The organism is Limosilactobacillus panis (assembly GCF_019797825.1).
Classification (GTDB): domain Bacteria; phylum Bacillota; class Bacilli; order Lactobacillales; family Lactobacillaceae; genus Limosilactobacillus; species Limosilactobacillus panis_A.
The window spans coordinates 1,114,252-1,137,482 of record NZ_CP081855.1; the positions used below are offsets into that span (position 1 = coordinate 1,114,252).

General features: G+C 45.3%; 17 protein-coding genes, 1 tRNA gene, 1 pseudogene and 1 other annotated feature. Of the genes and pseudogenes, 2 read left to right on the forward strand and 17 right to left on the reverse strand.

Annotation, left to right across the window (positions count from 1 at the left end):
* Window positions 1-54: 54 nt before the first annotated feature.
* Window positions 55-2,274: a phospholipase D family protein gene (locus KZE55_RS05395; RefSeq protein ID WP_222257718.1), complete on the reverse strand. Its 2,220-nt coding sequence runs from the start codon at window positions 2,272-2,274 to the stop codon at window positions 55-57.
* Window positions 2,275-2,705: 431 nt separating this feature from the next.
* Here KZE55_RS05395 and KZE55_RS05400 point away from each other — a divergent pair, with 431 nt between their 5' ends.
* On the forward strand, window positions 2,706-3,671 hold the full coding sequence (locus KZE55_RS05400) for an IS30 family transposase (protein WP_222257719.1): 966 nt from the start codon (window positions 2,706-2,708) through the stop codon (window positions 3,669-3,671).
* A gap of 68 nt (window positions 3,672-3,739) precedes the next feature.
* Here the strand turns inward: KZE55_RS05400 and KZE55_RS05405 are convergent, their stop codons facing one another.
* The 3 genes from KZE55_RS05405 to KZE55_RS05415 all read right to left on the reverse strand — a co-directional run bounded on the left by KZE55_RS05405 (window position 3,740) and on the right by KZE55_RS05415 (window position 5,606).
* The gene (locus KZE55_RS05405; RefSeq protein WP_222257720.1) at window positions 3,740-4,537 is read right to left on the reverse strand and encodes a hypothetical protein; all 798 of its coding nucleotides are present in this window, start codon (window positions 4,535-4,537) and stop codon (window positions 3,740-3,742) included.
* Between the two features lie 67 nt (window positions 4,538-4,604).
* Window positions 4,605-5,189, reverse strand: coding sequence for a TIGR01440 family protein (locus tag KZE55_RS05410; RefSeq protein ID WP_222257721.1), 585 nt, complete (start codon window positions 5,187-5,189; stop codon window positions 4,605-4,607).
* 345 nt (window positions 5,190-5,534) lie between these two features.
* A tRNA-Arg gene (locus tag KZE55_RS05415) sits at window positions 5,535-5,606 on the reverse strand.
* Between the two features lie 88 nt (window positions 5,607-5,694).
* Here KZE55_RS05415 and KZE55_RS05420 point away from each other — a divergent pair.
* Window positions 5,695-6,492, forward strand: coding sequence for an HAD-IIB family hydrolase (locus KZE55_RS05420; RefSeq protein ID WP_222257722.1), 798 nt, complete (start codon window positions 5,695-5,697; stop codon window positions 6,490-6,492).
* Here KZE55_RS05420 and ubiE read toward each other — a convergent pair.
* The 13 genes and pseudogenes from ubiE to ltrA all read right to left on the reverse strand — a co-directional run bounded on the left by ubiE (window position 6,483) and on the right by ltrA (window position 22,969).
* Window positions 6,483-7,193 carry a bifunctional demethylmenaquinone methyltransferase/2-methoxy-6-polyprenyl-1,4-benzoquinol methylase UbiE gene (ubiE, locus tag KZE55_RS05425; protein WP_222257723.1) on the reverse strand — a complete coding sequence of 237 codons (711 nt, stop codon included), beginning with the start codon at window positions 7,191-7,193 and terminating at the stop codon, window positions 6,483-6,485. The two genes, KZE55_RS05420 and ubiE, sit on opposite strands and share 10 nt — an antisense overlap.
* A gap of 67 nt (window positions 7,194-7,260) precedes the next feature.
* On the reverse strand, window positions 7,261-8,001 hold the full coding sequence (locus KZE55_RS05430; protein ID WP_261313178.1) for a LutC/YkgG family protein: 741 nt from the start codon (window positions 7,999-8,001) through the stop codon (window positions 7,261-7,263).
* Window positions 7,992-9,489 (reverse strand): annotated as a pseudogene (locus tag KZE55_RS05435) (LutB/LldF family L-lactate oxidation iron-sulfur protein). The gene KZE55_RS05430 and the pseudogene KZE55_RS05435 overlap by 10 nt, the downstream one beginning before the upstream one ends.
* Window positions 9,456-10,301, reverse strand: a complete 846-nt coding sequence (locus KZE55_RS05440) for a (Fe-S)-binding protein (RefSeq protein ID WP_222257724.1) — start codon at window positions 10,299-10,301, stop codon at window positions 9,456-9,458. The pseudogene KZE55_RS05435 and the gene KZE55_RS05440 overlap by 34 nt, the downstream one beginning before the upstream one ends.
* Before the next feature lie 196 nt (window positions 10,302-10,497).
* Complete coding sequence (locus tag KZE55_RS05445; protein ID WP_222257725.1) at window positions 10,498-10,974, reverse strand: nucleoside 2-deoxyribosyltransferase; 477 nt, start codon at window positions 10,972-10,974, stop codon at window positions 10,498-10,500.
* A 27-nt stretch (window positions 10,975-11,001) separates the two neighbouring features.
* The gene (locus KZE55_RS05450; RefSeq protein ID WP_222257726.1) at window positions 11,002-11,163 is read right to left on the reverse strand and encodes a hypothetical protein; all 162 of its coding nucleotides are present in this window, start codon (window positions 11,161-11,163) and stop codon (window positions 11,002-11,004) included.
* Window positions 11,164-11,167: 4 nt separating this feature from the next.
* A complete protein-coding gene (locus KZE55_RS05455) occupies window positions 11,168-12,034 on the reverse strand; it encodes an alpha/beta hydrolase (RefSeq protein ID WP_222257727.1) in 867 nt (288 codons plus the stop codon).
* A 52-nt stretch (window positions 12,035-12,086) separates the two neighbouring features.
* Window positions 12,087-14,375, reverse strand: coding sequence for a P-loop NTPase family protein (locus KZE55_RS05460; protein WP_047769571.1), 2,289 nt, complete (start codon window positions 14,373-14,375; stop codon window positions 12,087-12,089).
* 196 nt (window positions 14,376-14,571) lie between these two features.
* Window positions 14,572-15,516, reverse strand: coding sequence for an L-lactate dehydrogenase (locus tag KZE55_RS05465; RefSeq protein ID WP_047769573.1), 945 nt, complete (start codon window positions 15,514-15,516; stop codon window positions 14,572-14,574).
* A 46-nt stretch (window positions 15,517-15,562) separates the two neighbouring features.
* Entirely contained in the window at window positions 15,563-16,372 is an 810-nt protein-coding gene (locus KZE55_RS05470) for a 2-keto-4-pentenoate hydratase (RefSeq protein WP_222257728.1), read from the reverse strand.
* Window positions 16,373-16,582: 210 nt separating this feature from the next.
* Window positions 16,583-16,822: a binding site (T-box leader), on the reverse strand.
* 237 nt (window positions 16,823-17,059) lie between these two features.
* Window positions 17,060-17,821, reverse strand: a complete 762-nt coding sequence (locus KZE55_RS05475) for a biotin--[acetyl-CoA-carboxylase] ligase (protein WP_222257729.1) — start codon at window positions 17,819-17,821, stop codon at window positions 17,060-17,062.
* A gap of 23 nt (window positions 17,822-17,844) precedes the next feature.
* Complete coding sequence (locus KZE55_RS05480) at window positions 17,845-21,288, reverse strand: pyruvate carboxylase (RefSeq protein WP_222257730.1); 3,444 nt, start codon at window positions 21,286-21,288, stop codon at window positions 17,845-17,847.
* 298 nt (window positions 21,289-21,586) lie between these two features.
* The gene (ltrA, locus tag KZE55_RS05485; RefSeq protein WP_222257731.1) at window positions 21,587-22,969 is read right to left on the reverse strand and encodes a group II intron reverse transcriptase/maturase; all 1,383 of its coding nucleotides are present in this window, start codon (window positions 22,967-22,969) and stop codon (window positions 21,587-21,589) included.
* Window positions 22,970-23,231: the final 262 nt, after the last annotated feature.

The window sequence follows — 23,231 nt, forward strand, 5'->3', positions numbered from 1 at the left end:
TAACACTGCTAACTAAGATTATATCAGTTTTGGTCTACCTAATCTTGATAAAAATTATTTTCGAAAGAGTCGCGATAACAGCCCCTTCTTCTTTGTGTCTTGCTGATTTTTCATCTGTTTCATCATCTGGTTCATTATTTTAGTCTGGTCCTGAATAACCTGAGCGTTTTGCTCATCACGCTTTTTCTGGAGCTTGAGCATCTCCGCTAGCTGATCATCTTGCCGTTCACTCTTATGGACTTTGTTGTAATAGTTGCGGATAAGGGGTTCGCCGATGTAGTGGTCAAACTTATCAATATTTAAAATCATCCCGTTATCGTACTGGTAAATAGCGATTCCTAACTCGCGGGGAAACATATTGAAGTAATTATCGAGAGTCTGGTTAATATTTTCATAAGCACTCCCCTTCAAATTATTGAAGATGGCCTTGGAAACTGTAAATTGCTGGTCGTCCCCCGATGTAAAGGCAACGTGCTGGAAGCCGTCATCTCTAATCAGCATCTTCCAGGTAATCCGGTTACGGTCTACCTTATAGTTATAGTTCTCATCGATGATATCTGCCAACTCACTTTCCAGGCCAAAATGAGCGAGCAGGTCCTTTACAATGGCTTTCGTTTGGCTCAGGTAATCATCAATTAAGTTGCTTTCTTCAATTCCAGAAAGATTATTCAGCCGGTCGTTCAGTTCATGAGTAACATAGCGGTAAATGTGGTCGTTTGTATTGTTGACCAGAATTTCAAAGTTATACTTTTGCTGGTCCATTTCCAGCCACCCGGCTTCAAAGGAAAGGTAGTAGACCCGTTTAGTGATTTCCTCGAGGTTGTTAATGCTACGGCTTCCGGCGTTATGGTTCATCGCAAAGATATTAATATTGTGGATACCTTTGATCGTGTTGGACCACTGTTTGATGGCGTTAGTGGAAACCTTACTGTGGAGGAAATTATCATTTAATTCATCAATGATCATTGGTGAAACAAACCGCCCCGACTGTAAATAGTGGCCAAGAAAGTCGACTGCCCGGTTTGTGTGGGAACTAATTCCCTGGTTAATTTGTAGGTACTCGATACTATCTGAATGGTCACCAATAAAACGCTTGAAGTAATCGCGGACTAAGAGGGTCTTCCCCGTTGTTCCGCGACCAATGAGGACCATTGAAACGGGGACCTGGTCGGGACTTTTGGCAAAGTTAGAATCTCGATAAATTTGACGGATTTTCCAAATCAAGGGAGCCGTCATTAAATACATAAAGGTAGAGAGCGCTTGTTGGCTCTCGTCGCGTACCTTGTTATAACGGAAACTTTTAATAATCTGGACAAAGTTTACAACGTCCTCTCGACTAACGATACTGATATTTGCCTGGAGGGGATAAAAGCGGTTGGTCGTTGGGTCCTGGACGATCAACTCACCACTATCGCTATATGACCACATTGGCTTTGGGTACAAAGAATTTGCCGGGACGTCAGTTATCTGCTTATCATCCTTGAAGGACTGGTAAACAATTTTTTGAACCTTCTTTCGGGTTTGCTGTGGTGTCCGGCGCTTATTCCCTTTCGGCGTGTAAATAGCTTTGACGATCTCCGTTGCGGCCTGAGGAAGCAATTCGTAGGAATCATCGATGGCAGCCTTCTTGGCAACAACTTTACGCACGTCTTCGGTAGAAAATTTAACTTTATTGCTTTCAACCGCGTTTAAGACATCCGTTGTCAATAATTCACCAATCTCTTGGCGACTTTTATTCTTCAGCTGGTCAATAATCTTGCGGTCGAGGTATTCGGCGCTATCCTCATTGAAGTTCTTTAGAAATAACTTATGGTGAGCCTGATATAATGAATCGTCAGTTGTCCCAGTATACATCCACATTAACTCGTGGTTAGAACTTGTTGCTCGCCTAGTTAAATTCATTGATCCATTAAATAAGCGGAAATGATCACTCTGGCGAAGGATGAAGTACTTACTGTGAAATAATGGTCCCTTGGTAAATTTAAGGTGAAGGGTCTGGTCCGCCAGGCGGTCAATAAAATTATCGCTGGTGTTTGCTAAGGCTTTCGCACGTTGGCTGATGTTAAAGAATTGGTTCATCGCTTGACTGGTCTGCTGATCTTCCAGCCCCAAGATTAGGTTTACCTGTTTGAACCGGGATAATAGCTCCTGATCAATGATCTTAAAGCTACTAACAAAAGAAACTCCCGCGAAGTAATCGTAACCATCCAGTAGTGAAAAGAAATCAGGTTGGTTAAGCATCCTCTGCTCATTGAGATCGTATATTGTCAGCATCGTAGATCCTCCCATTTGTATTCCTCTCCTATTCTACTAGATTGCAAAATGATTGGCGAATGTAAGGCGCTATTCAAAATCTGTTTATCAATAGTTTATCGACAGAATACTGTGTTTACGGCTTCTAAAAGGTTTTAATATTATTTAATAAAATAATTTGACTTTTATTTTCATAATCATATAATAATTGTGTTAGGTAGTTTATGGATTTACTACTTAACCTCCCCCAGAATCTAAATAATGCTCTTTCCTAGAAACCATTTGAGTATTACTTAGTGTGAGACTTCCCTATCTCACCTGGTCGACATCATCCCTCTTTGATGCCGGCCTCTTTTTATTTATACCCGGTTTGTAAAATTAAGTTAGAAAAACAAAAAAACCATTTGTGATAGACTTTTGAGTATCCCTAATCAAAAGAAAGGCAATCACAAATGACCTACAAACATCTTACCACACGTGAATTAACTCTCATAGCTGAATTTTATCGTCAAGACACTCGAGCTTATCGAGTTGCTAAATCACTAAAGCGTAGTGCTGAAACAATTTATCGAGTTTATCGTTACTTGGATACGGGCAAGACAATTACGCAGTATTTAAAGCAGTACCAACGGAATAAGCGCCGTTGTGGTCGTAAACCAATGACGTTACCTGATGATGAAGTAAGTTACATTACCAAGCAAGTTAGTCAAGGTTGGACGCCAGATACCATTATTGGTCGGTCAGAGAAGAAAATCAGTTGTAGTATGCGGACGCTTTATCGCATGTTTGCTCGTGGTCAATATGGCTTTGATGTTAAGCAGTTACCAATGAAAGGTAACCGTCACCCAAATGGCTACGTTGAACGGCGTGGGAAAGCTGGCCATCTTGGTCGCAGTATTTACCAACGTTACCGCGATTTTCCACATTACCAACATGAATTTGGTCATTTAGAAGCTGATACGGTTCAAGGGAAAGCTCACCATGGTGCTGTGATGACCCTAGTAGAACGGATTTCAAAAGTTGAGATTGTTTTGAATGTCCATCACAAAACGGCCGAGAGTGTGAACTATTATTTGGACCAATGGCTATCAAAACAGCCTCGTCATCTTTTTAAGTCCATCACCTTTGACAACGGTAAGGAATTCGCGGGCTGGCGTGAGATTGCCAATAAGCACGATATTCAGACATATTTTGCGGAAGTCGGTGCGCCTAATCAGCGAGGGCTAAACGAAAACACCAACGGTATTCTTCGGCGTGATGGTCTGAGTAAAAAGAAAGACTTCCGTAATCTCCCGGATGAATTAGTTACTCAGCTAATGTCATACCGGAACAATATTCCACGGAAGTCACTGCACTACCGCACACCCATTGAGGTATTCATGGAGAATATCACAGATGCACAGTTAGTTTCTTTCTAACTTAATTTGACATTTCAGGATACAAAAAAGCCACCTATTAACTGATAGGTGACTTTTATTTTTCAAGCTTACTCACCTACAGTAGTGTTAACTGAGTAATTTGGCTGCTGTACAGGTGCGCTTGGTCGGTAGTTATTCGAGCTTGCTGGCCGTGATGGCTGGTAGTAATTTGCTCCAGCATTACTACTTTGTGCCCGATTAGAACTATTTGATGAACCAGTCGAGTTATTAGCAGAGCTGTTGTTACTATGACTGCTCGTTGAACTTGTCGAAGAACTGTGGCTATTTGTAGAGCTAGAAGAAGATGATGATGCAGAGGAGGATGACGAAGAGCTTTCGGTATCGCTGTCCTCAACAGTTAAGTGCTTGACGAACTTCTTATCTCCGCGGGTAGCAATAACCTTGTAATCACCAGGGTAATCAAGGGTAACCGTCTTTGTAAATGCGCCATCACTCTTTGAAGATTTGAACTCCGCGTACTTAGTGTTGGTCCGCTTCCCCCGAATAACAACCTTGGTGTCTGAGGAGACTTTGATTTTGACCTTGGCCTCATTGTTATCGTTTAGAGTAACCTTATTGTCAAAGTCAAGCATAAGCTGATCATCTTCAGAAGAACTGGAAACCGTCTTTGCTGGAGCCGGAGTTGTTTCCTCCGTTTTCGCTTGGTGATGGTCCGCATACACAGAGACACCCATGCCAACCAGACTCACTAGCAAGACTAGGACTAGGAAGCGGTTCAAAAATACTCTTCCGCTACTGACGTTATTTCGGCCATTACGGATATTATGAACTTGCCGTAAGAACTCAAATAATAAAATAATTACGACGACAACCGCAATTATTATTAGGATATTCATTGTATTCATTTTTATAAAACACCATTCATTTTAAGATATTTTTTTCTATTCTATCACGAATTATTAAAGAAAAGGCCTAGTTATCGGCAAAACTTTTCTTATTAAAGGGATCCCACTCATATTTTGCTCGTGGTCCCCCAATATACTTCGGGCGGGAGCGCAGATAGGTTGTATGGGCATTACCAATTTCCTTGATTGAAGTCCGAACCGGTACCTGAACAAACTTAACTTGCATGCCGATGGAAGTATCACCGATATCCATCCCCGCTTCGGCCTGGATATGTTCGACCTCGACCGGATCGACCATGTTTTCAAAGGCCGCAATTTGTCCAGCACCACCAGCATGGATTTGTGGGTACACCATCACGATTTCTAGCCCCCGCTGCTTGGCAACGGCCCGTTCAACAACAAGGGCCCGGTTCAGGTGCTGACAACCCTGAACAGCAAGGTGAATTCCTAACGGTCGTAGTGTTTCAATGATTGTTTTGATGATGGCCCGCCCAATTTCCATGCTTGGGGCTTCACCAATTCGTTCGGCACGGACCTCACTCGTGCTTAAACCTATCGCGAGGACATCTCCTTGCTGGAGGTGGGCTTGGTCAAGCAGCTCAGTGAGACCTTGCTTGGTCTGTTTCTTGATTTGCGTTAGGTCAATACTCATTAAAATACCCCTCCCTTTAGCTTCCCTAGTTTAGCATAATTCGCCCTTTTCTTGGGAAATTAGGCAGAAAAGATTGGTACTAGGGAGCTAAAAATAAATCAATCTCGCTGAAACTTCATAAAATAGAGAATTACTATGAATAGTTAGCAGTATTTATGGCCAATTATCCTTGATTGGTAATCATAATTCTCGTTAAATAAGCTTGGAGAACAACGTGCACCAAAACTAAAATTCTTCACTATTCAATACAATTCCTACAAATTAAATAACCGCTGCAAAGTACCATGGCTATGGCGTTTACAGCGGTTCTACGACTTTACAAGGTTCTGCACAATTCTTAAAAAATGCGCCCCCCGAGATTCGAACTCGGATTATGAGGACCGAAATCTCATGTGCTATCCGTTACACTAAGGGCGCTTAACAATTCAATTATAGCACCCTGTGTCAAAAGATAAAGAAAATTAACCGCCGTCCTGTTATAATCGACCTAACAAGGAGGACTAAAATGAGAATTAAATACGTTGCCGTGGATGTTGACGGTACCCTGTTAGATGAACATAATTGTTATGATGAGCAACGGCTAATTAAAGATGTTGCCGCCCTTAAGCAGCGCGGAATTACCTTCATTATCGCTAGTGGAAATAGCTTGGATGCCTTACTGCACATGTTCAAGGGGAAAGTAGATAACTTTGTGGCGGAAAATGGTGGTCGTATCTTTGTCAATGATCAGAAAATTAGTGATTCTCCCCACCAACGACCAGTTCTCAAGCAATTACTTGCCTTTGTTACTACCTTCCCGACTCCGGACCTACTGTCACTTTCGGGAGCCAGCCAAACATACATTGCTAACCAGTATATTAATGTTCCGGTTCCCTTTTATCCCCACCATGCTTACTTTCACCAGTTAGCCGACGTCAAGGAACCCATCTATAACATGAACGTCAGTTGGTTTAAACAGCGTCCCCGACTTGAAAAGATTAATACTATTGTTCAAAAAATTAATCGGGCCTTTCCAACGGTTAACGCTACCTACAGTGGGGCGTTTGGGATCGACATTATCCCGGCTGGAGTAAACAAGGCGGCTGGGCTGGAGCAATTCGTTAAACAAACCGGCGGCAACCTCCGGCAACTAATTGCGTTCGGGGACACCTCAAACGATATTGAAATGCTCAGGGCGGCCGGCCGGGGCATAGCAATGAAGAACGCTACGCCAGACCTCTTGGCGGTTGCTGACCAGGTTACCACCTTCGATAATAATCACGCCGGATTACTAAAAGAAGTCGAGCGTCTCTTTCACTTGTAACCAATATGGAGGGCAGCAGCTCCCATGTTGAGCGGCGAATAGGTACAGTTCTTGAAACCAGCCACCTTCATCATGGCAAGCAGCTGCTTGGCGGACACAAACTCCTGGGCCGTCTGCTTGAGGTAACGGTAGTCCTTACGGCTGGCTCTTGCTAACTGGGCCAACCAGGGGAAGAACCTGAAGTACGCCCGCCAGCCAGCTTTTACGAGAGGGTTCGTCGGCTGGGACATCTCAAGGCAGGCAAATTGTCCGCCCTTCTTGAGTACCCGATAACTTTCCCTTAATACTTGATCCGCATCTGGAACATTGCGCAAGCCAAAACCAATCGTCACCACCGAGAAGGAGTTATCGGAAAATGGCAGGTGCATGGCATCGGCCTGGACAAGTTCAATGTCCTTGCTGAGGTCTAATTGGCGGATCTTCTTATCCGCAATTGTCAGCATGGCAGCATTAAAGTCGAGACCGATTACCCGACCACTCGGTCCTGATCGCCGAGCTAGTTCAATCGTTAGGTCACCGGTTCCGCAACACAGGTCCAAACAATCTGCTCCTGGGGCAACCTTTAATTGTTGAAAGAGCTTTTTTCGCCAGAGTTCCTGGGTTCCTAAACTAATTACGTTATTCATTAGGTCATAGCGCCCAGCAATTCGTGAGAAAAGCTGGTTTACCTCTTTTTCAGAGTGATTATTAGTTCTTGTCATTAATTTTCCTCCATTTAGACAAAATAAAATCCCTGGTATCTATTATACAGGTACCGGGGACTTTATTTTACCGATCTTCAACAATAAGGTAGGTACATTCAACGGGACCATGGACCCCCACGACTAATTCCATTTCAATATCACCCGAATTGGAAGGGCCCGAAATGAAGTTAAACGTAGACGTCGACAGGCCATTGGCGGTTTGCTCATTATACTTATTGACCGCCTCCCGTGTGGACTTAACAAGACCGCTCTTTGGAACGATCAAAAGCAACCGGGTTGGAAGGTAATCGAAGCCCCGTCCCTGAGCTGGCCGGTTGACTACCGTAACGGTTCCGGTGGCGGCAATCAAATAATCCCCCATTTCGACGGCCAGGTCGGCTTGGTTGGCATTCTCCTCATTTTCCTGCCGGCTCAGTTTATCTGACCAGACAGCAACGTTTTCCACGCCGGGATTCTTGCTCCATTCCATCAGGCCATACTTTTCCCATTCTTCCGGGGTATTGTTTGGCAGCAAAAGGTGACTAATATTTTCCTGCTTAGCATACGTGGTAAGAAAATCGGCTAATTGAGCGGCCGGCTTTAATACCACCTGAGCATTTACTGATTCACTGTTTTTAATAGCAATGTTAAGCAGTTCTTCCGGACTCTTATCCGCTAATAAGTCATCAGGAAGGGTATTAAGGGGCTTAAATGGGTGGTCCTTCAACGCATGACGAGGACGACCGGCTGCCTTTGCAATCCGGTTCAAGAACTGTTCACGATTATCCTTATTATTTGCTTGGTCAAGCAGACTAGTCATTGGCATGCCCCCCCTTCCTTTTTTACTACTGGTGCCGTCTCTTCTGGCTTGTGATCTTTAAACCAGTGCCGGAAGTTCTCTTTTACCTTTACTGGCCGAGGGACGTCCCGCGTGTCAATCCAACCATGAATTAACTTTGGCACAATCTTCGGTACGTAGTCAATTTTTCCTTCATCATACATTCCTTCAACGGCCCCGGGCTGTTCCGTTTGTGAGAACATGTTACTTGCAGGATGGGCCATCTTCATGGCAGAACCAAACAGGAATGGGGATTGGGTTCCCTTGCCAACCATCTTTAGGATCAGGTTGGTCATACTATCGTCCATATGCTTACCATCCATCTCGACAATCCGGTGCTCACGAATCAGGTGCTGGAGCGGAATTTTTACTGGGCAGGTTTCGGTGCAAACTGCACAAAGTGAGCAGGCATAGGGAAGGTCCTTAAACTTCTCATAGCCCCCTAAGATTGGGGAAAGGACTTCTCCTAAAGGCCCAGGATAAATTGAACCGTAGCCTTTTCCACCAACCTGCCGGTAAACTGGGCAAACGTTCATGCAGGCTCCACAACGGATGCACTGCAGAATCGGTTCAAATTCGGTCCCCAGTGCCTTGGAACGACCATCGTCCACAATTACAACCCAGAAATCATCAGGGCCATCAACTTCGCCGCCCTTTTTCCGGCCGGTAAAGGTACAGTAAGTAGTGAGCTTTTGCCCCACAGCGCTCCGGGCGAGCATGTTGTCGAGAACTTCCGCTTCCTTCATGCTTGGGACGATTCGCTCCATTCCCATTACGACCACCTGAGTCTTAGGAATAGCCATCGTGATGTCAGCGTTACCTTCATTGGTATCCAGGTTAATCATTCCGTTATCGGCGATTGCAAAGTTACAACCGGTGATTCCAAAGTCCGCCTTCATGAAGTACTTCCGGAGGTAACCGCGGACAAAGCGAGCTTCATATTGGGGATCGTCATCACCATCATAACCGAGCTTTTGGAATTCCTTTTGGATCTGGTCCCGGTTTTTGTGGAGGGTTGGGAAGACAATGTGAGTTGGTTCATCCCAGTTATCCTCCTGAAGGATAAACTCAGCGAGGTCACTCTCTAACAGGTTAGCGCCCGGAATTGAAAGCAGCGTTTTATCAAGGTCAATTTCAGTAGTGACCATTGACTTGGATTTGACAATATTCTTCGCCTTTTTGGCAATCGCTAATTCCTTGATAAAATTGTGAGCTTCGTCTTCATCTTTGGCAAAGAAAACGTGGCCGTCTTGTTTTTCAACATTGTCAGCAAACTCCTCCAGGTAGTCAGGAAGGTATTTTAAGACGTGTTGCTAAATCGCGCCACTCGTTCCAATTACCAAGCTCGCGCCGGGCTTGCGTTCGCTTGATGAATTGCGCATCCTGAGCCTTGGCGACGGCTGCCCGCATGAAGTGGTCAGCTTCGGCTTCTTTGACCCGCGTTATAAACGGCTTATCACTTGTTGAAATTCCCATAGTCTAAAACACTCCTTCCCATTGGCTGGGACAACTGGTTCGTTGGTGTCTTTAATGTACTTAATTCGGCTTGGGTCAACATCGTGATTAAGCACTTCCGCAATGTGCATCACCTTAATGTGGTCACCATGACGGTTCATGTAACCGGCAATATTCATTAGACACGAAGTTTCCATTCCTACAAGAATATCGGCCTTTGTATCCATGATATTTTTGACCTTGTCCTGAACCATTGCCGTCGACAATTCAGGTTCCTTAGCCGAGAACGTTCCCCCGAAACCGCAGCATAGTTGAACGTTATGCAGGGGAACCCGTTTAATCCCCTTAACATGATTTAAAAGGACAAACGGCGCTGTCCGTTCACCGAGCAGGCGGGTCATGTGACATGAACGGTGGACCGTAATAGTAGCATCTAACTCCGCTCCACAATCAATAATGCCAAGCACCCGATAAATGAATTGGCTAAATTCGTAAATCTTATCAGCCAGCTTCTTTGCCCGTGGGCCATAAACTGGATCGTCTGCTAAGATCCCCGCATATTCTTTAATCATGAATACACAGGAACCAGTGGGCCCCACGATATAGTCGGCATCAATACTCAAGAGGGCGTCAATCTCGTTTTTGAACGTCTTTAGTGACCCCTTAGAATAACCACTGTTATAAGTCGGCTGGCCGCAACAGACCTGCTTCTTTGGCAAAAAGGTCTTACACCCCAGTCGTTCTAGGACCTGCACCATTGCCTTACCAACATTTGGAAAAAGTAAATCAACTAGACATGATGAAAAAATGCACACGCGTGGCTGATTATCCATGATTTAACGCTCTACCCCGCAAATTAAGGGGTGAGCTTCCTCCCTTCTTCATCTATCACCTGCTTACATTGTAAGCGTTACCCACGACAGTATCAATTAGTATTATCCCCGATTATACAAAAATATCTATAACTGGGGACCAAATAAAAAGGGTGGGAAAGTGACCATTATTTCCACCCTTTTTTTCTCACGTTCATTAATACACGGCTCCCGCGTAAAAGTTGAAGCCTGGTTTATTAAAATCATAGTCGGCCAATTCAGACATCTTAATGAAGTTGTCAGCAATTCCCCAGCTCATCAAATTAATTGATCTACCATAGTATTCATCAGGAATAACCACTGTAATGTACTTACCAAATGCTTGAGCCATGCCGAGTTCGACACCCATGCCGATGTCTTCCTCTTCCGGAATGTACACAGCAAGCAACATATCAGACGTTGCGACGCCAACCCGGTCGCCATTGTAAGTGGCAGTTGCCCACTCACGGTCTTTCAAAAGTTCCGGGTGTTCATCTACCCGTAGCCCTTTATACTGGTGCTGCAAAGGAACATAGGAGTTTTCCAGGTCAATGGTCGGGTTCTTCTTGATGGCGGCCATTGCGTCTTGATAAGCTTTATTCTGTTTGTCAGTAAACCAGCCGGCACAAAAGTAAATGGTTTTGCTCTTTGTCATTTCTTATAATATCCTCTCTATTTAAAGCTACTTTTCAATTGCGTTTAACGTTTGGCTAATAATCAACTTTGCTGCGGCCGAAACACTAATTCCCTTCTTCAAGGCATACCGGCGAAGCTTTTGGTAGGTTTCTAAGTCGTCAGGGCCCCGCCAAATTACCCCAGTTACTTGACCATGTTCTTTTTTCATCCTATTACTCCTTCATCCATAACTTATCTGCGATTTGATTAAGAATCACCGCCCGGTCGTGTAGTTGCCGGTGGGTGGTTTGGGGATAAACCTTTTGATAGTACTGAATTGTCGGGTGGCCCTTAATTAAGGACTTCAACATTTCCGACTGGATCAGCGGTACTTCGCCGTCAGTGTGGGTACTTCCGGGTTTAGTTCCCATAAAGTTGTAGATTGTTAACTTCCCGGTTGGTTGCCAATCCTTCATCTGTTTACGTAGACGAATAAAGTTTTTATCTCGCGAATGCTTAATCAGGTGGTAGTGGTAATTTAACCGTGATGAAAGGCTTTCCTCGGCTGGCACCCCTAAAAAGACGACTTTGTTCAACTGAAGATCCTTTTGCAGCTGGGGTGAGTTGAGGTAGGCATGCATAAACTCGGTTCCTCCATACGAATGAGCAATTACATTCGTCCGGTCGATGTGGTAACGACTATGCAGGTATGACAATGCCCTGGAAAGCTGCTTGACCTGGGGATGAAATGTTGAATCGTAGTTCCAATCATATAGGACCTGGATCAGCGCATTCTTATCTCCCTTATTGAGGTGACCAGTGACGCGGATGTTTCCCCATGGTGAAATCCAGACAGTGAGGGTTTTCTGCGCAATGTGGCGCTCTTGGTAATAATTGATTAGTTTTTGGTAGGTCACCGTGTTGCCGCCCCAACCAGGAATAAGAATGGTCGGTGTTGAAGAATAACGAACATCGGACCGGTACTTTGCCTTAGTTAGTGGGACACCTGCTGTTCCCCGCAACAGGTAAGCCTGAATTCCAGCCCCGATAAGAATGAATCCGGTCAGGAGACTCAACAAAATTTTAAATAGTTTTTTCATCGTGGTCATCCCCTGAAAACCTAAGCCAAACCGAAAAAGGGCACTGTCCTAGCTAGCCAAAAAGCCGCGCCCAGAAGCCCTTCTTTTTTGGCTCCTCAGCAGCCTGCCCTGAATTGTCTTCATGCGTCTGTTCATCTTCCTCGTATGGATTGTGCTCACCAATCCACTTAAAGAAGTCCGGTGCCTTAATTTCAACGAATTTCCCCCGCTTACCATTAATACCGTCAACGCAGAGTTCAATTGGCAAAGCGTTACGATACTCCTCAATACTGTCTGCAGTGAAGCCGTTAAGGGTGTTCAGCTTGGAAATATCGAAGAGGAGGCTATCGTCTTCCTTCCGGTATTTGAAGTCATCTTCCTGGGTAAGGTAGAGCTTAGCCCAGGTATTTCGGGAGCTTTCCTTGAAGTCATCACAGATGGTATCGGCAAAGTATGGTGGAATTTCAATTCCAGCCATTTCGTAATATGACTTGAAGATTTTCCGGGTGTTTGCTAAGAAGTCTAGACGACCCGTCTTCTGGTCAAACATTCGCCAGGCAGTATTATCATCTTCAAGCAAGTTAGCCATCCGCATCACGAAGTCCTTGAACAGAGTGTTGTTAAGGGTCTGACGAACGTTATATATGTAACGGTTAGCTTCGCCCTTTAGCCGGTCATCAATCACCTTATCGATTTGCAGATAGTAAGTCCGGCGGGCCGTTTCCCGGAGCATCGTGAAACCTGAGTCATAGTTCGTCGTTCCAATCAGCGGAGCGACCGCTTGGGGATGGTTGATGAGTTCGTTCATCGTATCAACTACCAAGTGGCGGCTGTATTGGTCCTGCTGGAAAAAGTAGGGCTCAATCTCATCGAGGAGGACGGGGTAGGAACTCCCCTCTTTCATGTAATGTTCAATTGCTTCGACCGTCTTGTTCTTCTTCTGGGCGGTCTCTTCCGGATAAATCGTTCCGAAATCGATCAGGGAGCGGTCAGTGTTCCAGGTCAACTGGTTGATAATTCTCAGTAAGGTTGACTTCCCGGAACCGGCTGTTGCGCCAAAGATTAGGAAGTTCGGAACGTCATTGCCGTCTTCTGGGTTAAGACTGGCCTTAGTCCGAATTTCCCACAGGAATGGGGCGGTAAAACAGTAGAGAATTGCCTCATAGAAGCGTTTGCCATAGTCGTCGCTGTAATCAATCACGTACTTCTGGTAGCCCTTCATCACGTCGTCAATGCTTTTGAGACTTTCCCGAATCTGGCTAATTGTTGCTAACTTACCGAACGGAATTGGGTGGGTACCCGCATCATTAGGAACGTAGAGGCCACTATTGTTGTTAACCAGGTTACGCTCCATTGGCCGGTCATACAAGAATGTTGTGTACTTCTTTTCAGCAGAACGTTGCTGCGGCGACATCCCACTGACCAGGGCCTCTTTGACCTGCTCATAAATCTTCTCACGGCTCTTGATTTTTGGCTTTGCCGCCCGCGGTGAAACAGAAGTTTTCTGGAGGGTGTAAACAGTATCGTGCTGTTTGGTATCCCGTTCGATTGCCTCCTTAACCTGGGAACGGTCCATTGTCACGTTCCGCATGGAAATCGTGGTGTCATGGGGGATGATGTTAGTGTCCATTTGCTGCTGGACGTCGTGGCTAATGATGTCCGTCATGTCCGCCGCGGCAATTGCGTTTGTCGTATCATTATCCAAAATAACGACATTGCTACCACCACTCTTATCTTTAGCACTTTCGTCAAGCTGCTTTTGGGCCGCCTGCAAGAGGTTGTCAGAGAAGTATGGCCGCAAGACCGGCTTAATATCGTGTTTAAAGTGGTCCATCAGGTTGTTAAACAGGCGCTTGTCATTATCGAAGATTAAGATCTCGCTGTACTGGTTATGCTGATCGTCAAATGAAGCCTGGTCTAAATCGATACTACCGAGGATGACTCGGGTGTCACCAGTATCGGGATTACTTAATAGGTAAAAGCGGGAGTAAATAGCCTGGACGGGGGCGTACTCAAATTGGAAGAGACCATTTAGTATGTTGGCCTGGTTACTGCTGCTCAACGCCTCAAAAAGCTTTGCCGGTTTCTTGTTGGCCACGGCAAGCAGCGCATCGGTTAGGGCCACCTTGGTGACGACCTCTTCTGCACTCTTACCACGGGCATTCTCCTGGGCACCGATCACAACCTCAGCCTGGATGAATTTACTGAGGTACTGGTTGACAAAATCTGCTTCAACGTGTCCCGTGATTGCCGTAAAATGGTTAAACCGCCGGGAGTCAAATAGCTGGTTAATTTTTAATGGGGGCGTTTTTTGCCCGTTAAATACAATGTTTAATTTAGTTAAATCTGGTTCATTACTCATAGGAATTCCTTTTCTTTCTGCAAGAAATAATTAGTTTTATTTTCGTTGATTTATGGCGATTTTGCAAGTCCTACTATCCTGGAAAGCTATTAAATGCAAAAAGGAGTCACCCAGTGTTGGGAAAACTCCTTTTGTGGAATGAATATGAAAGAAATTATCAGGAAGAATCGGTTTTAGTTGTTTATAAAGTCGTTTTCTATTTATTTGCTTTGGCAGCCCGCTCTTCTTCTGCTTTAAGACGTTCCTTGATGTACTTCGCAGAAGTGGCCAGCTTGTCCTTTTCCTCATCAGTTAAGTCCAGGTGGAGTTGCTCAACTACCCCATCGCGGCCGACAACCGCTGGATATGATAGGTAGGTTCCATACTCTTCGCGGTAGTTGGAAACCGGCATTTCGGTTCGGGCATCGCTCAGAAGGGCATTAGTTAACCGAACTGCCGCGGTTGCAACCCCGTAGTTGGTGTACTTCTTTCCTTGATAAACCAGGTAGCCACCTTGGCGGGCATGTTCTTCAATATCAGCCAAGTCCAGACCCCGTTCCTTAGCTAGGTCTAGTACACGTTTCCCTAACACACGGACCGTAGACCAGGCGGTGAACTGTGAGTTCCCGTGTTCACCAAGGTTGAAGCCAACAACTGAACGTGAATCAACGTGGAGGGCCTCACCAACACAGGCACGCATCCGTGCGGAATCAAGCAGGGTCCCTGTCCCCAGTACGTGTTTCTTTGGCAGGCCAGTTAACTTTTGGTACATTGAGGTGATGACATCACACGGGTTAGTGACATCCACCAGTTTTCCATGAAAGCCGTTATCAACAAGTTTTTTAGCGACCAATGGTACCTGGGTGCGGGTAAATTTAAATTCTGCAAACCGGTCATGGTCTGGAGTATCCACTAGCTTTGACTTACCCAGGGAAGAAACAACCACGTCGCAATCAGCAAGCTGTGAATCATCATTGACGGTTAAGTTGGTGTGGTAAGGCAGGTTGGCCATGGCGTCCCGAAAGTCGAGGGCGTCGGCGTTTACCTTGGCCTCGTTTGTATCAAAGAGCGCTAAATCATCTGTAAAGCCACCGGCAACCAAGTAGTGAGCAACCGTTGCGCCAACATGTCCCATCCCAAACACTGCTACTTTTCGTGTCATAATAAAAACTTCCTTTCAATCTATGCCCGATTTAAGTTTTGGATAATTAATCATTAACGTTAACAGTTACGTCACCAAAGCCGTGGTCAAATTTAGCGGTCCAGACCCCCTTGGTTAAGTGCGGTGGGAGAAGGAAAGTTCCGGAAGAAACCAACTTACCTGTGCGGAACTCCTTTCCTTGTTCTGCTAGTTTACCAACTAGCCAGGAGAGGGATTTGAATGGGTTACCAAGCACCTCACTCGACTGACCACTTGATTGTTTTTGTCCATTATGGTAAAGGGTCATGTTGACGTTAGCCGCATCTTCGACAGTGGCAAACACTTCATCAGCCGGACGTTCTAAACCATAGACAACGAATCCACCGACAGCACAGTCACTCATGACATTAAACTTGTTGAGGTCGGGGAACCAGTCAGTAAAACGGCAGTCGGGTAATTCAACGGTCCCGCAAACGGTCGTCTTGTGAAGGAGGTCTTCCAGACTATCATCTGGTTTTAAGTCTTCAGTAGCGCGGAAACCAAGTTCCACCTCAAGCAACGGATCCATTGTTTGCTTTTTAAGTGACAGAAGTGCGGGTGAAGGAAGAAAGTGGCTATCGACCTGTTGTCCGTAAAGTGGACAATCAGAATCAAACATGTCCTGGGTTTTCTTACTCGTCAGTGAGACCTTATATCCGCCAGTCGGAAGTTTTTTAAGGGCAGCGAACCGGTCCTGCACTGCATATGCCGTATCATCATCTGTTACAACACCATCCCAGTCAGCCATCTTTAACGGCTGGTGGTTCTGGTAAGCGTTAAAAAGTGCTTGAGCGAATGATTCTTGCTTTGCGTTTAAGGTAACATTTTCTTTAGTCATAATATCCTCCATAAAGGTTAGCCGCTGTTACCTTTTGGGGGAGTCAACCCTACGATTCGTTAACGACGACTAACTTCTTTCTCTATTTTAATTTAAATTTTTCTAATATCTTCTTAATGTTAATAATGTCGTTGTCTGACATGTTCATCACCACCTTAAATGTTTGGTAAAACGCTAAAAGCGTCCTTCTTAACTCTCTCACTAAGAGTTAAAAAGGACGCTTCTAAACGTGGTACCACCTTTCTTTACGGCTAAAGAGCCGCCTCAACCAACATCCATTAAAAGAATATCAGTCGGCACGATAATGGGTGCTACCAGTACGTTCTACTTGAAAAATCGTTCGACATACAACTCACGAGTGATTAGCTAAGTACCACTTTCTACTGATTTGCACCAACCATCAGCTCTCTGCAATCGATGATACTCGCTGTTCTCGATCAACGTCGTTTGTTTGTTTCAATTGATTATTTGTAGAATATCATCTGTTTATGAGAAAATCAAGGGTAAAATTAAAGAAATATTAGAAATATGTAATTTTTAATTTTAATTTGTCTTGATGGCGTTTTCACATGTGCCGACTCTTAAAAATATTAATTCTATCAAAACTAAAGAGGCTGGGGAAGAAGCGCTCAAGTTGTCTAGTTACGGAGCACTCTGATGTTTTCCCCAGTCTCTTCTTAGAGTTATTTATTGTTTACGGACCGTCCCAGTTCTTATTTCTTCCACCCCATTAGTGGTTTGGAGACACAAACCACCCCTATCTGAGATGTGGTCGAATTGTCCGGCTATTTTTTTAAGACCAGATTCAACGACCACTTTCTTCCCGGCAAGAAGTTGGTGTTCGCGGTAAATCTGGAGAATCTGCTCCCAACTACAGCCTGCAAGAAGGCGGATAAACTGGGCGCCAGTTTCGTCAATAATGTTTAATCGCTCTCGGTTGCTAACCATTAGTGGACTAAGGCCCCCAACCTGGTTAGTGAGTGCACTCGGTAGGTCCGGCGGTGTTACCAGGTTGATCCCCCAGCCGATTACCACCCCATGAAGGTGGTTAGCACCGTCAACTGCGGTTTCTGCAAGGATACCCGCCACTTTTTTATCACCAACATAGAGGTCGTTAACCCACTTAATTGCAAGTGAATCCATGAAGTGCCGCTCTAAAACGAGAAAAGCAGCTACCGCAGCAGTCACCGTAAGTTTGGCAGGGTCATTATTTTGGACAATGTTTTCTTCGGCTAGTCCAAGAGAAAAGTAAACCCCACTCCCAGCTGGTGAATAGAATGACCGATTCAATTTACCGTGACCAGCTGTTTGTTCCCTTGCTGATACCAGGAACGTAGTTGGGGCAGTCCCTTCGACAATCTTCTTTTTTGCGACCACGTTTGTTGATGAAAGGGTGGCGTATTCTTCAGCTGGCACACCCATTGCCGCTAATTGGGGGAATTTTTGCATATCTAATCTCCTCCTTGGATACTCTATTCTTCCTTACTCAATTTTAAAAGTAGGTCCTGACTCTTAAGGGCATCGCCAACCTTAGCAAAGACCTCTGTGACCTTACCAGTAAACGGTGCCTTAACAGCTGATTCCATCTTCATGGCTTCGGTGATCACCAGGACTTGACCAACCTTGACCTCGTCACCAGCTTTGACGTTGACTTTAACTACGTTACCGTTAAGTGGCATCCCCACTTGGCCGGGATCTTCGGGATCAGCCTTTGGGACGCTGGCAACCTTTCCCTTTAACTGCCGGTCCTTGACCTTTAGTTGGAGAGTTTGACCATTAAGCTCAAAGAACAGTGTCCTGTTCCCTTCGTTATCAGCTGGGGAGACAAAGTCGAACTTTAGTAGCATTTTCTTCCCTGTTCCATAGCTGACCGTTAAGTTTTCTCCGGGACGCATTCCCTGATAATAAGTAGTGGTATCCAGGTCCATCACGTCTCCGTATGATTGGTGGTTGTTAAAGTAGTCAATGAATACCTTCGGATACATGATGTAGCCCTGGAGGTCATCTTCTGTTGGCTCCTGGTGAATTTTTGCTGCCAACTCACTCTTGACGGCATCAAAATCAACCGGCTTGGCAAGGCTGCCGGGACGGACGGTAATTGCCGGATGATCCTTTAGGACAACTTTTTGGAGGTCCTTAGGAAAACCACCATATGGTTGACCAAGGTCGCCCGCAAAGAAGTTCACAACCGAATCCGGGAAGTCAACGTGCTGGCCCTTTGTTAGGATATTGTCCTTGTCCAGATGGTTTTGAATCATGAAGATTGCCATGTCACCAACGACTTTGGAACTCGGCGTGACCTTGATAATATCGCCGAGTAGTTCATTAACTTCCCGATATTTGGCCTCGACCTTACCAAAGTCACTGATTCCTAAAGACTGGGCCTGTTGTTTCAGGTTCGAATACTGGCCCCCTGGCATTTCAGTCTGGTAAAGGTCCGGTTGGGGAGCATTGACACCGTTACTGAAGTCACTGTAGAGGGGACGGACGTTTGCCCAGTACCTATTAAGAACCGCAACATTGTGCATGTTTAATTCTGGCTGACGGGAATCCCCTTCCAAGGCATAATAGAAGGTCCCAAGACTAGGTTGACTAGTGGTACCCGCCATTGCCGCCATTGCAACATCAACGATATCAACACCGGCTTTTGTAGCTGCCACATAGGTTGCCACGCCGTTCCCGGTGGTGTCGTGAGTGTGAAGGTGAACAGGGACATCGAACTTAGCCTTAAGGTTGCCAACCAGTTCATAGGCCGCCTGGGGCTTTAGTAGGCCCGCCATATCCTTAATGCCAATTACCTGGGCACCTGCATCGACCAGCGATTGAGCCATTTTCATATAGTAGGCTAGCGTATATTTACGTTCACTTGACTTTAAAAAGTCACCGGTGAAGCACATTGCCCCTTCGGCAATCTTACCGGTCTTACGAACGTAGTCAATGCTTCTTTGCATCTGGTCAATCCAGTTTAGGGAATCAAAGATCCGGAAAACGTCAACCCCGGTCTTGGCACTGTGGTCAATAAACCGTTTTAGGGCATTATCAGGATAGTTCCGATAGCCGACCGAGTTAGAAGCCCGAAGAAGCATCTGTTGAAGAGTGTGGGGCATGTACTTCTTAAGAAGGCGGAGCCGTACCCAAGGGTCTTCACCTAAGAAACGGTAGCAGACGTCAAATGTTGCCCCGCCCCAACTTTCGACCGAAAAAAGGTGCGGCATGGCCTGGTCATATACCTTCATAGCCGGGAGCATGTCATGCGTCCGCATTCGGGTAGCAAACAGGCTTTGGTGGGCATCCCGCATGGTCGTATCGGTCAAGAGAACCTTCTTTTGCTGTTTGACATAGTCTAATGCAGCGTCTGCACCCTGCTCATCGAGAATATCCTTGACCGTTTTGTCTGCTTGTGAATCGTTTTCGATTTGCCTGGCCTGCGGCTCCTGCATGTCAGGATGAGCAAGTTTTGCTTTCTTTGTTACACCAGCAAAACCGTTAACCGTGACATTTCCAATGTAGTTTAACAGTTGCAGCGGTGTGTCTGGCTGAGTGTTAAAGTGGAATAAGTCTGGATTTTCGTCAATAAACGTGGTTGAACAGTTTCCAGCAATAAAAGTTGGGTGCTTTAAGACGTTAATCATGAACGGAATGTTGGTTTTAACGCCACGAATATGAAATTCATTAAGGGCACACAACATTTTTACCCGCGCCTCGGCGAAGTCTTCACCCGCAGCGCAGCACTTGACGAGAAGAGAGTCAAAGTAAGGTGTCACGGTGTAACCCGGGTAGACGTTTCCATCTAGTCGAATACCTGTACCACCGGGGGCATGGTAGGTCATGACCTGCCCGGTGTCCGGCATAAAGTTGTTCTCTGGATCTTCGGTTGTTACCCGGCACTGGATGGCTGCACCATGAAACTTGAGGTCCGCCTGTTCCGGGAGACCAATGTCCTTATGAAGGTCTTCGCCGGCCGCAATCCGGATCTGTGTCTTAACAATGTCAATGCCGGTAATCATTTCCGTTACCGTATGTTCAACCTGGACCCGGGGGTTAACCTCGATAAAATAGAATTGCTCTGGTGTTTCCAGAAATTCAATTGTGGCGGCATTTTGGTAGTGAACGCTCTGCATCAATTTAACCGCCATGTTGCAGACTTCTGCCCGCCGTGCGGGAGAAAGAACCTTACTAGGGGCAAACTCGATTACTTTTTGGTGGCGACGCTGAACAGAACAGTCCCGTTCGAATAGGTGCATGACGTGCCCATGCTCATCGGCAATGACCTGCACCTCGATGTGCTTGGGATGCTGGATGTCCTTTTCAACATACATTTCGTCGGAACCAAAGGCCTTTTTAGCCTCGTCTTTAGCCTGCTCAAATTCTTCATCAAGTTGCGGATCATCCTTGATGATCCGCATTCCACGGCCACCTCCACCGTTAGCCGCCTTAACCATAATTGGGTATCCATGCTGGTGAGCAAATTTTTTAACTTGTTCAGCATTAACCACGTCGCCTGATAAGCCCGGAATTGGTTGGAGGCCGGCCTTGACAGCTACCTGCTTGGCAACTAACTTATCACCAAACATTCGCAAGTGTTCTGGCTTGGGACCAATAAATTTAATTCCGTTATCGACACAGGCCTGCGCAAGGTCCGCGTTTTCTGCTAAGAAACCATATCCTGGGTGAATTGCCTCTGCTCCTGATTCCTTAGCAACCCGAATAATTTCATCGATGTCAAGATAAGCTGCAAGGGGTTGTTCTCCTTGGCCAATCAGATAAGCTTCATCGGCAGTAAAACGGTGGGCACTGTATTCATCTTCTTTAGCGTATACTGCCACTGCCTTGATGCCGAGTTCGTGACAAGCACGGACAATTCGCGTTGCAATTTCTCCACGGTTAGCAATTAATACCTTTTTAAACAAGTTCATGCACCATCCTTCTGTATTGTGCTTCACATACAATAACTAACAACATTAGTGCAAATATTAATATTCTTCATTTTGTTCGCCCTCTTTAATCTTTTTCTAATTTAACACCAACTATACTCATCGTATTTTAATATGTCAACATATTATTAGCAATTTTTGAAAAGTAGTTTAAAAATTAAAAAAGGCCTGACATGATCCTTTAATCAAGACAATAATCGAGTAGGAGATAATTGATTAGTTCAATTACCGACCTCTCACACCACCGTACGTACGGTTCCGTATACGGCGGTTCGACAACTTAATCACTTTGAATTGACTGGAGCGTCTTGGACATATTTATTAGTCCAAGGTGCTCCAGTTTTCTATTTGTTAGAGAATAACTCAAAGTCTTACTGTGTGCGGTTCGCCAGTAGCCCTTACGGGTACTAGCGAAGACATATGCATCACGATAAGACAATCCGAGCCTTTGTAAGTTAGTAATCTTAGTTTTGAATTTCTTCCATTGCTTCCAGATATATTGCCTTATTCGCGCCCTTAACCACTGGTCAAGTCGTTGAATAAAGCCAGTCAGTTTCCCAATTGAGTAATATTGAAGCCAACCCCGCATTTTGCGATGAATTTCCTCAAACATTTGCTCAATGGATACTCCCCGATTGCGCTTTGTTAACAGCTTTAGTGCTTGCTTAACTCGCTTTTGTGATTGCTTGGCCGGTCGGGCATAGGCACCGTTACGGTCTACACCTAGTGAAAAGCCAAGAAACTTCAATCTTAGGGGACTACCAACTTTAGTTTTATCTGGATTAACTTTAACCTTCAATTGCTTTTCGAGAAAATGGGTAATACTGCGCATTACTCGTTCTCCCGCCCGTTGACTTTTAACATAAATATTACAATCATCCGCATAGCGTACAAAGTGATGGCCACGTCTGGTCAACTCTTTATCCAACTCATTTAGGTAAATATTCGCCAGTAATGGTGATAATGGTCCACCTTGCGGCGTTCCTTTGTCACTCCTAGCGAAAAGCCCATGATCTAAGACCCCGCTAGTCAAAAACTTGCGGATAAGTCTTAGTGTCCATGGGTCATTAATATATTGTTGGAGGTACTTAATCATCAAATCATGGTTGACGTTATCGAAATAGGCCTTCAGGTCTAAGTCGACTACTCTTCGATATCCCTGATTATATAGTTTAACTACCTTTGCGATTGCGTCTTGGGCTCCACGATGAGGGCGAAAGCCAAAACTATTATCCGAGAAAATACGCTCAAAGATTGGCGTGAGCACTTGGGCAACTGCTTGTTGGACCATGCGGTCCACTACCGTTGGTATCCCTAGTTTTCTCACTCCACCGTTGGGCTTGGGAATTTCCACTCGTTTAACCGGTACTGGCTTATAATTGCCTTCACGTAGGTTGGTGATTAACTCCGTTTTATTTTCTCTAAGATATTGCAGGAGGCCATCGACAGTCATATCATCAATGCCCGCTGCTCCTTTATTTCTCTTAACTCGCAAATAAGCCTGGTTCAGGTTATTGCGGTCCAAGACTTGGTCTTGGATAGTGACACTCATACCTTTACCTTCACCATAATCGGTACTACGCGCCCTTGTGTACTTTCGGTTTTCCAAACCTATCCTCGACAAGCGGTCAGCTTGTGGTTCTGTTTTCTGCGATTGTCGCACCTGATTACACCTCCGATATAAGTTATAAGTTATTGTCGTTCGGTCCTTCATCTAATTAATTAGACTACTATGACCTCGGCTGACTTCTGGCTTACTCAACACAACATCACTGCTATGCTTGCTTCTGTGGAATTTCATTCATTCCTCTTGTCGGAAACGTGTAGGTCAGATCTCCCCGGGTAAGAATATTAACTTTCGTACCATGTCACCGTTAGCTTTACTGAAAGCAACTTCGAGTAGTATTGGACTTTAGTTTGTCTAG

Excerpts from the sequence above, each read along its gene's own strand:
- KZE55_RS05465 (WP_047769573.1), bottom strand. The coding sequence starts at position 15,516 with ATGACACGAAAAGTAGCAGTGTTTGGGATGGGACATGTTGGCGCAACG.
- KZE55_RS05450 (WP_222257726.1), bottom strand. The coding sequence starts at position 11,163 with ATGAAAAAAGAACATGGTCAAGTAACTGGGGTAATTTGGCGGGGCCCT.
- ubiE (WP_222257723.1), bottom strand. The coding sequence starts at position 7,193 with ATGACAAGAACTAATAATCACTCTGAAAAAGAGGTAAACCAGCTTTTC.
- KZE55_RS05480 (WP_222257730.1), bottom strand. The coding sequence starts at position 21,288 with ATGAACTTGTTTAAAAAGGTATTAATTGCTAACCGTGGAGAAATTGCA.
- KZE55_RS05410 (WP_222257721.1), bottom strand. The coding sequence starts at position 5,189 with ATGAGTATTGACCTAACGCAAATCAAGAAACAGACCAAGCAAGGTCTC.
- KZE55_RS05460 (WP_047769571.1), bottom strand. The coding sequence starts at position 14,375 with ATGAGTAATGAACCAGATTTAACTAAATTAAACATTGTATTTAACGGG.
- KZE55_RS05405 (WP_222257720.1), bottom strand. The coding sequence starts at position 4,537 with ATGAATACAATGAATATCCTAATAATAATTGCGGTTGTCGTCGTAATT.
- KZE55_RS05400 (WP_222257719.1), top strand. The coding sequence starts at position 2,706 with ATGACCTACAAACATCTTACCACACGTGAATTAACTCTCATAGCTGAA.
- KZE55_RS05395 (WP_222257718.1), bottom strand. The coding sequence starts at position 2,274 with ATGCTGACAATATACGATCTCAATGAGCAGAGGATGCTTAACCAACCT.
- KZE55_RS05440 (WP_222257724.1), bottom strand. The coding sequence starts at position 10,301 with ATGGATAATCAGCCACGCGTGTGCATTTTTTCATCATGTCTAGTTGAT.
- KZE55_RS05455 (WP_222257727.1), bottom strand. The coding sequence starts at position 12,034 with ATGAAAAAACTATTTAAAATTTTGTTGAGTCTCCTGACCGGATTCATT.
- KZE55_RS05445 (WP_222257725.1), bottom strand. The coding sequence starts at position 10,974 with ATGACAAAGAGCAAAACCATTTACTTTTGTGCCGGCTGGTTTACTGAC.
- KZE55_RS05470 (WP_222257728.1), bottom strand. The coding sequence starts at position 16,372 with ATGACTAAAGAAAATGTTACCTTAAACGCAAAGCAAGAATCATTCGCT.
- KZE55_RS05475 (WP_222257729.1), bottom strand. The coding sequence starts at position 17,821 with ATGCAAAAATTCCCCCAATTAGCGGCAATGGGTGTGCCAGCTGAAGAA.
- KZE55_RS05420 (WP_222257722.1), top strand. The coding sequence starts at position 5,695 with ATGAGAATTAAATACGTTGCCGTGGATGTTGACGGTACCCTGTTAGAT.
- KZE55_RS05430 (WP_261313178.1), bottom strand. The coding sequence starts at position 8,001 with ATGCCAATGACTAGTCTGCTTGACCAAGCAAATAATAAGGATAATCGT.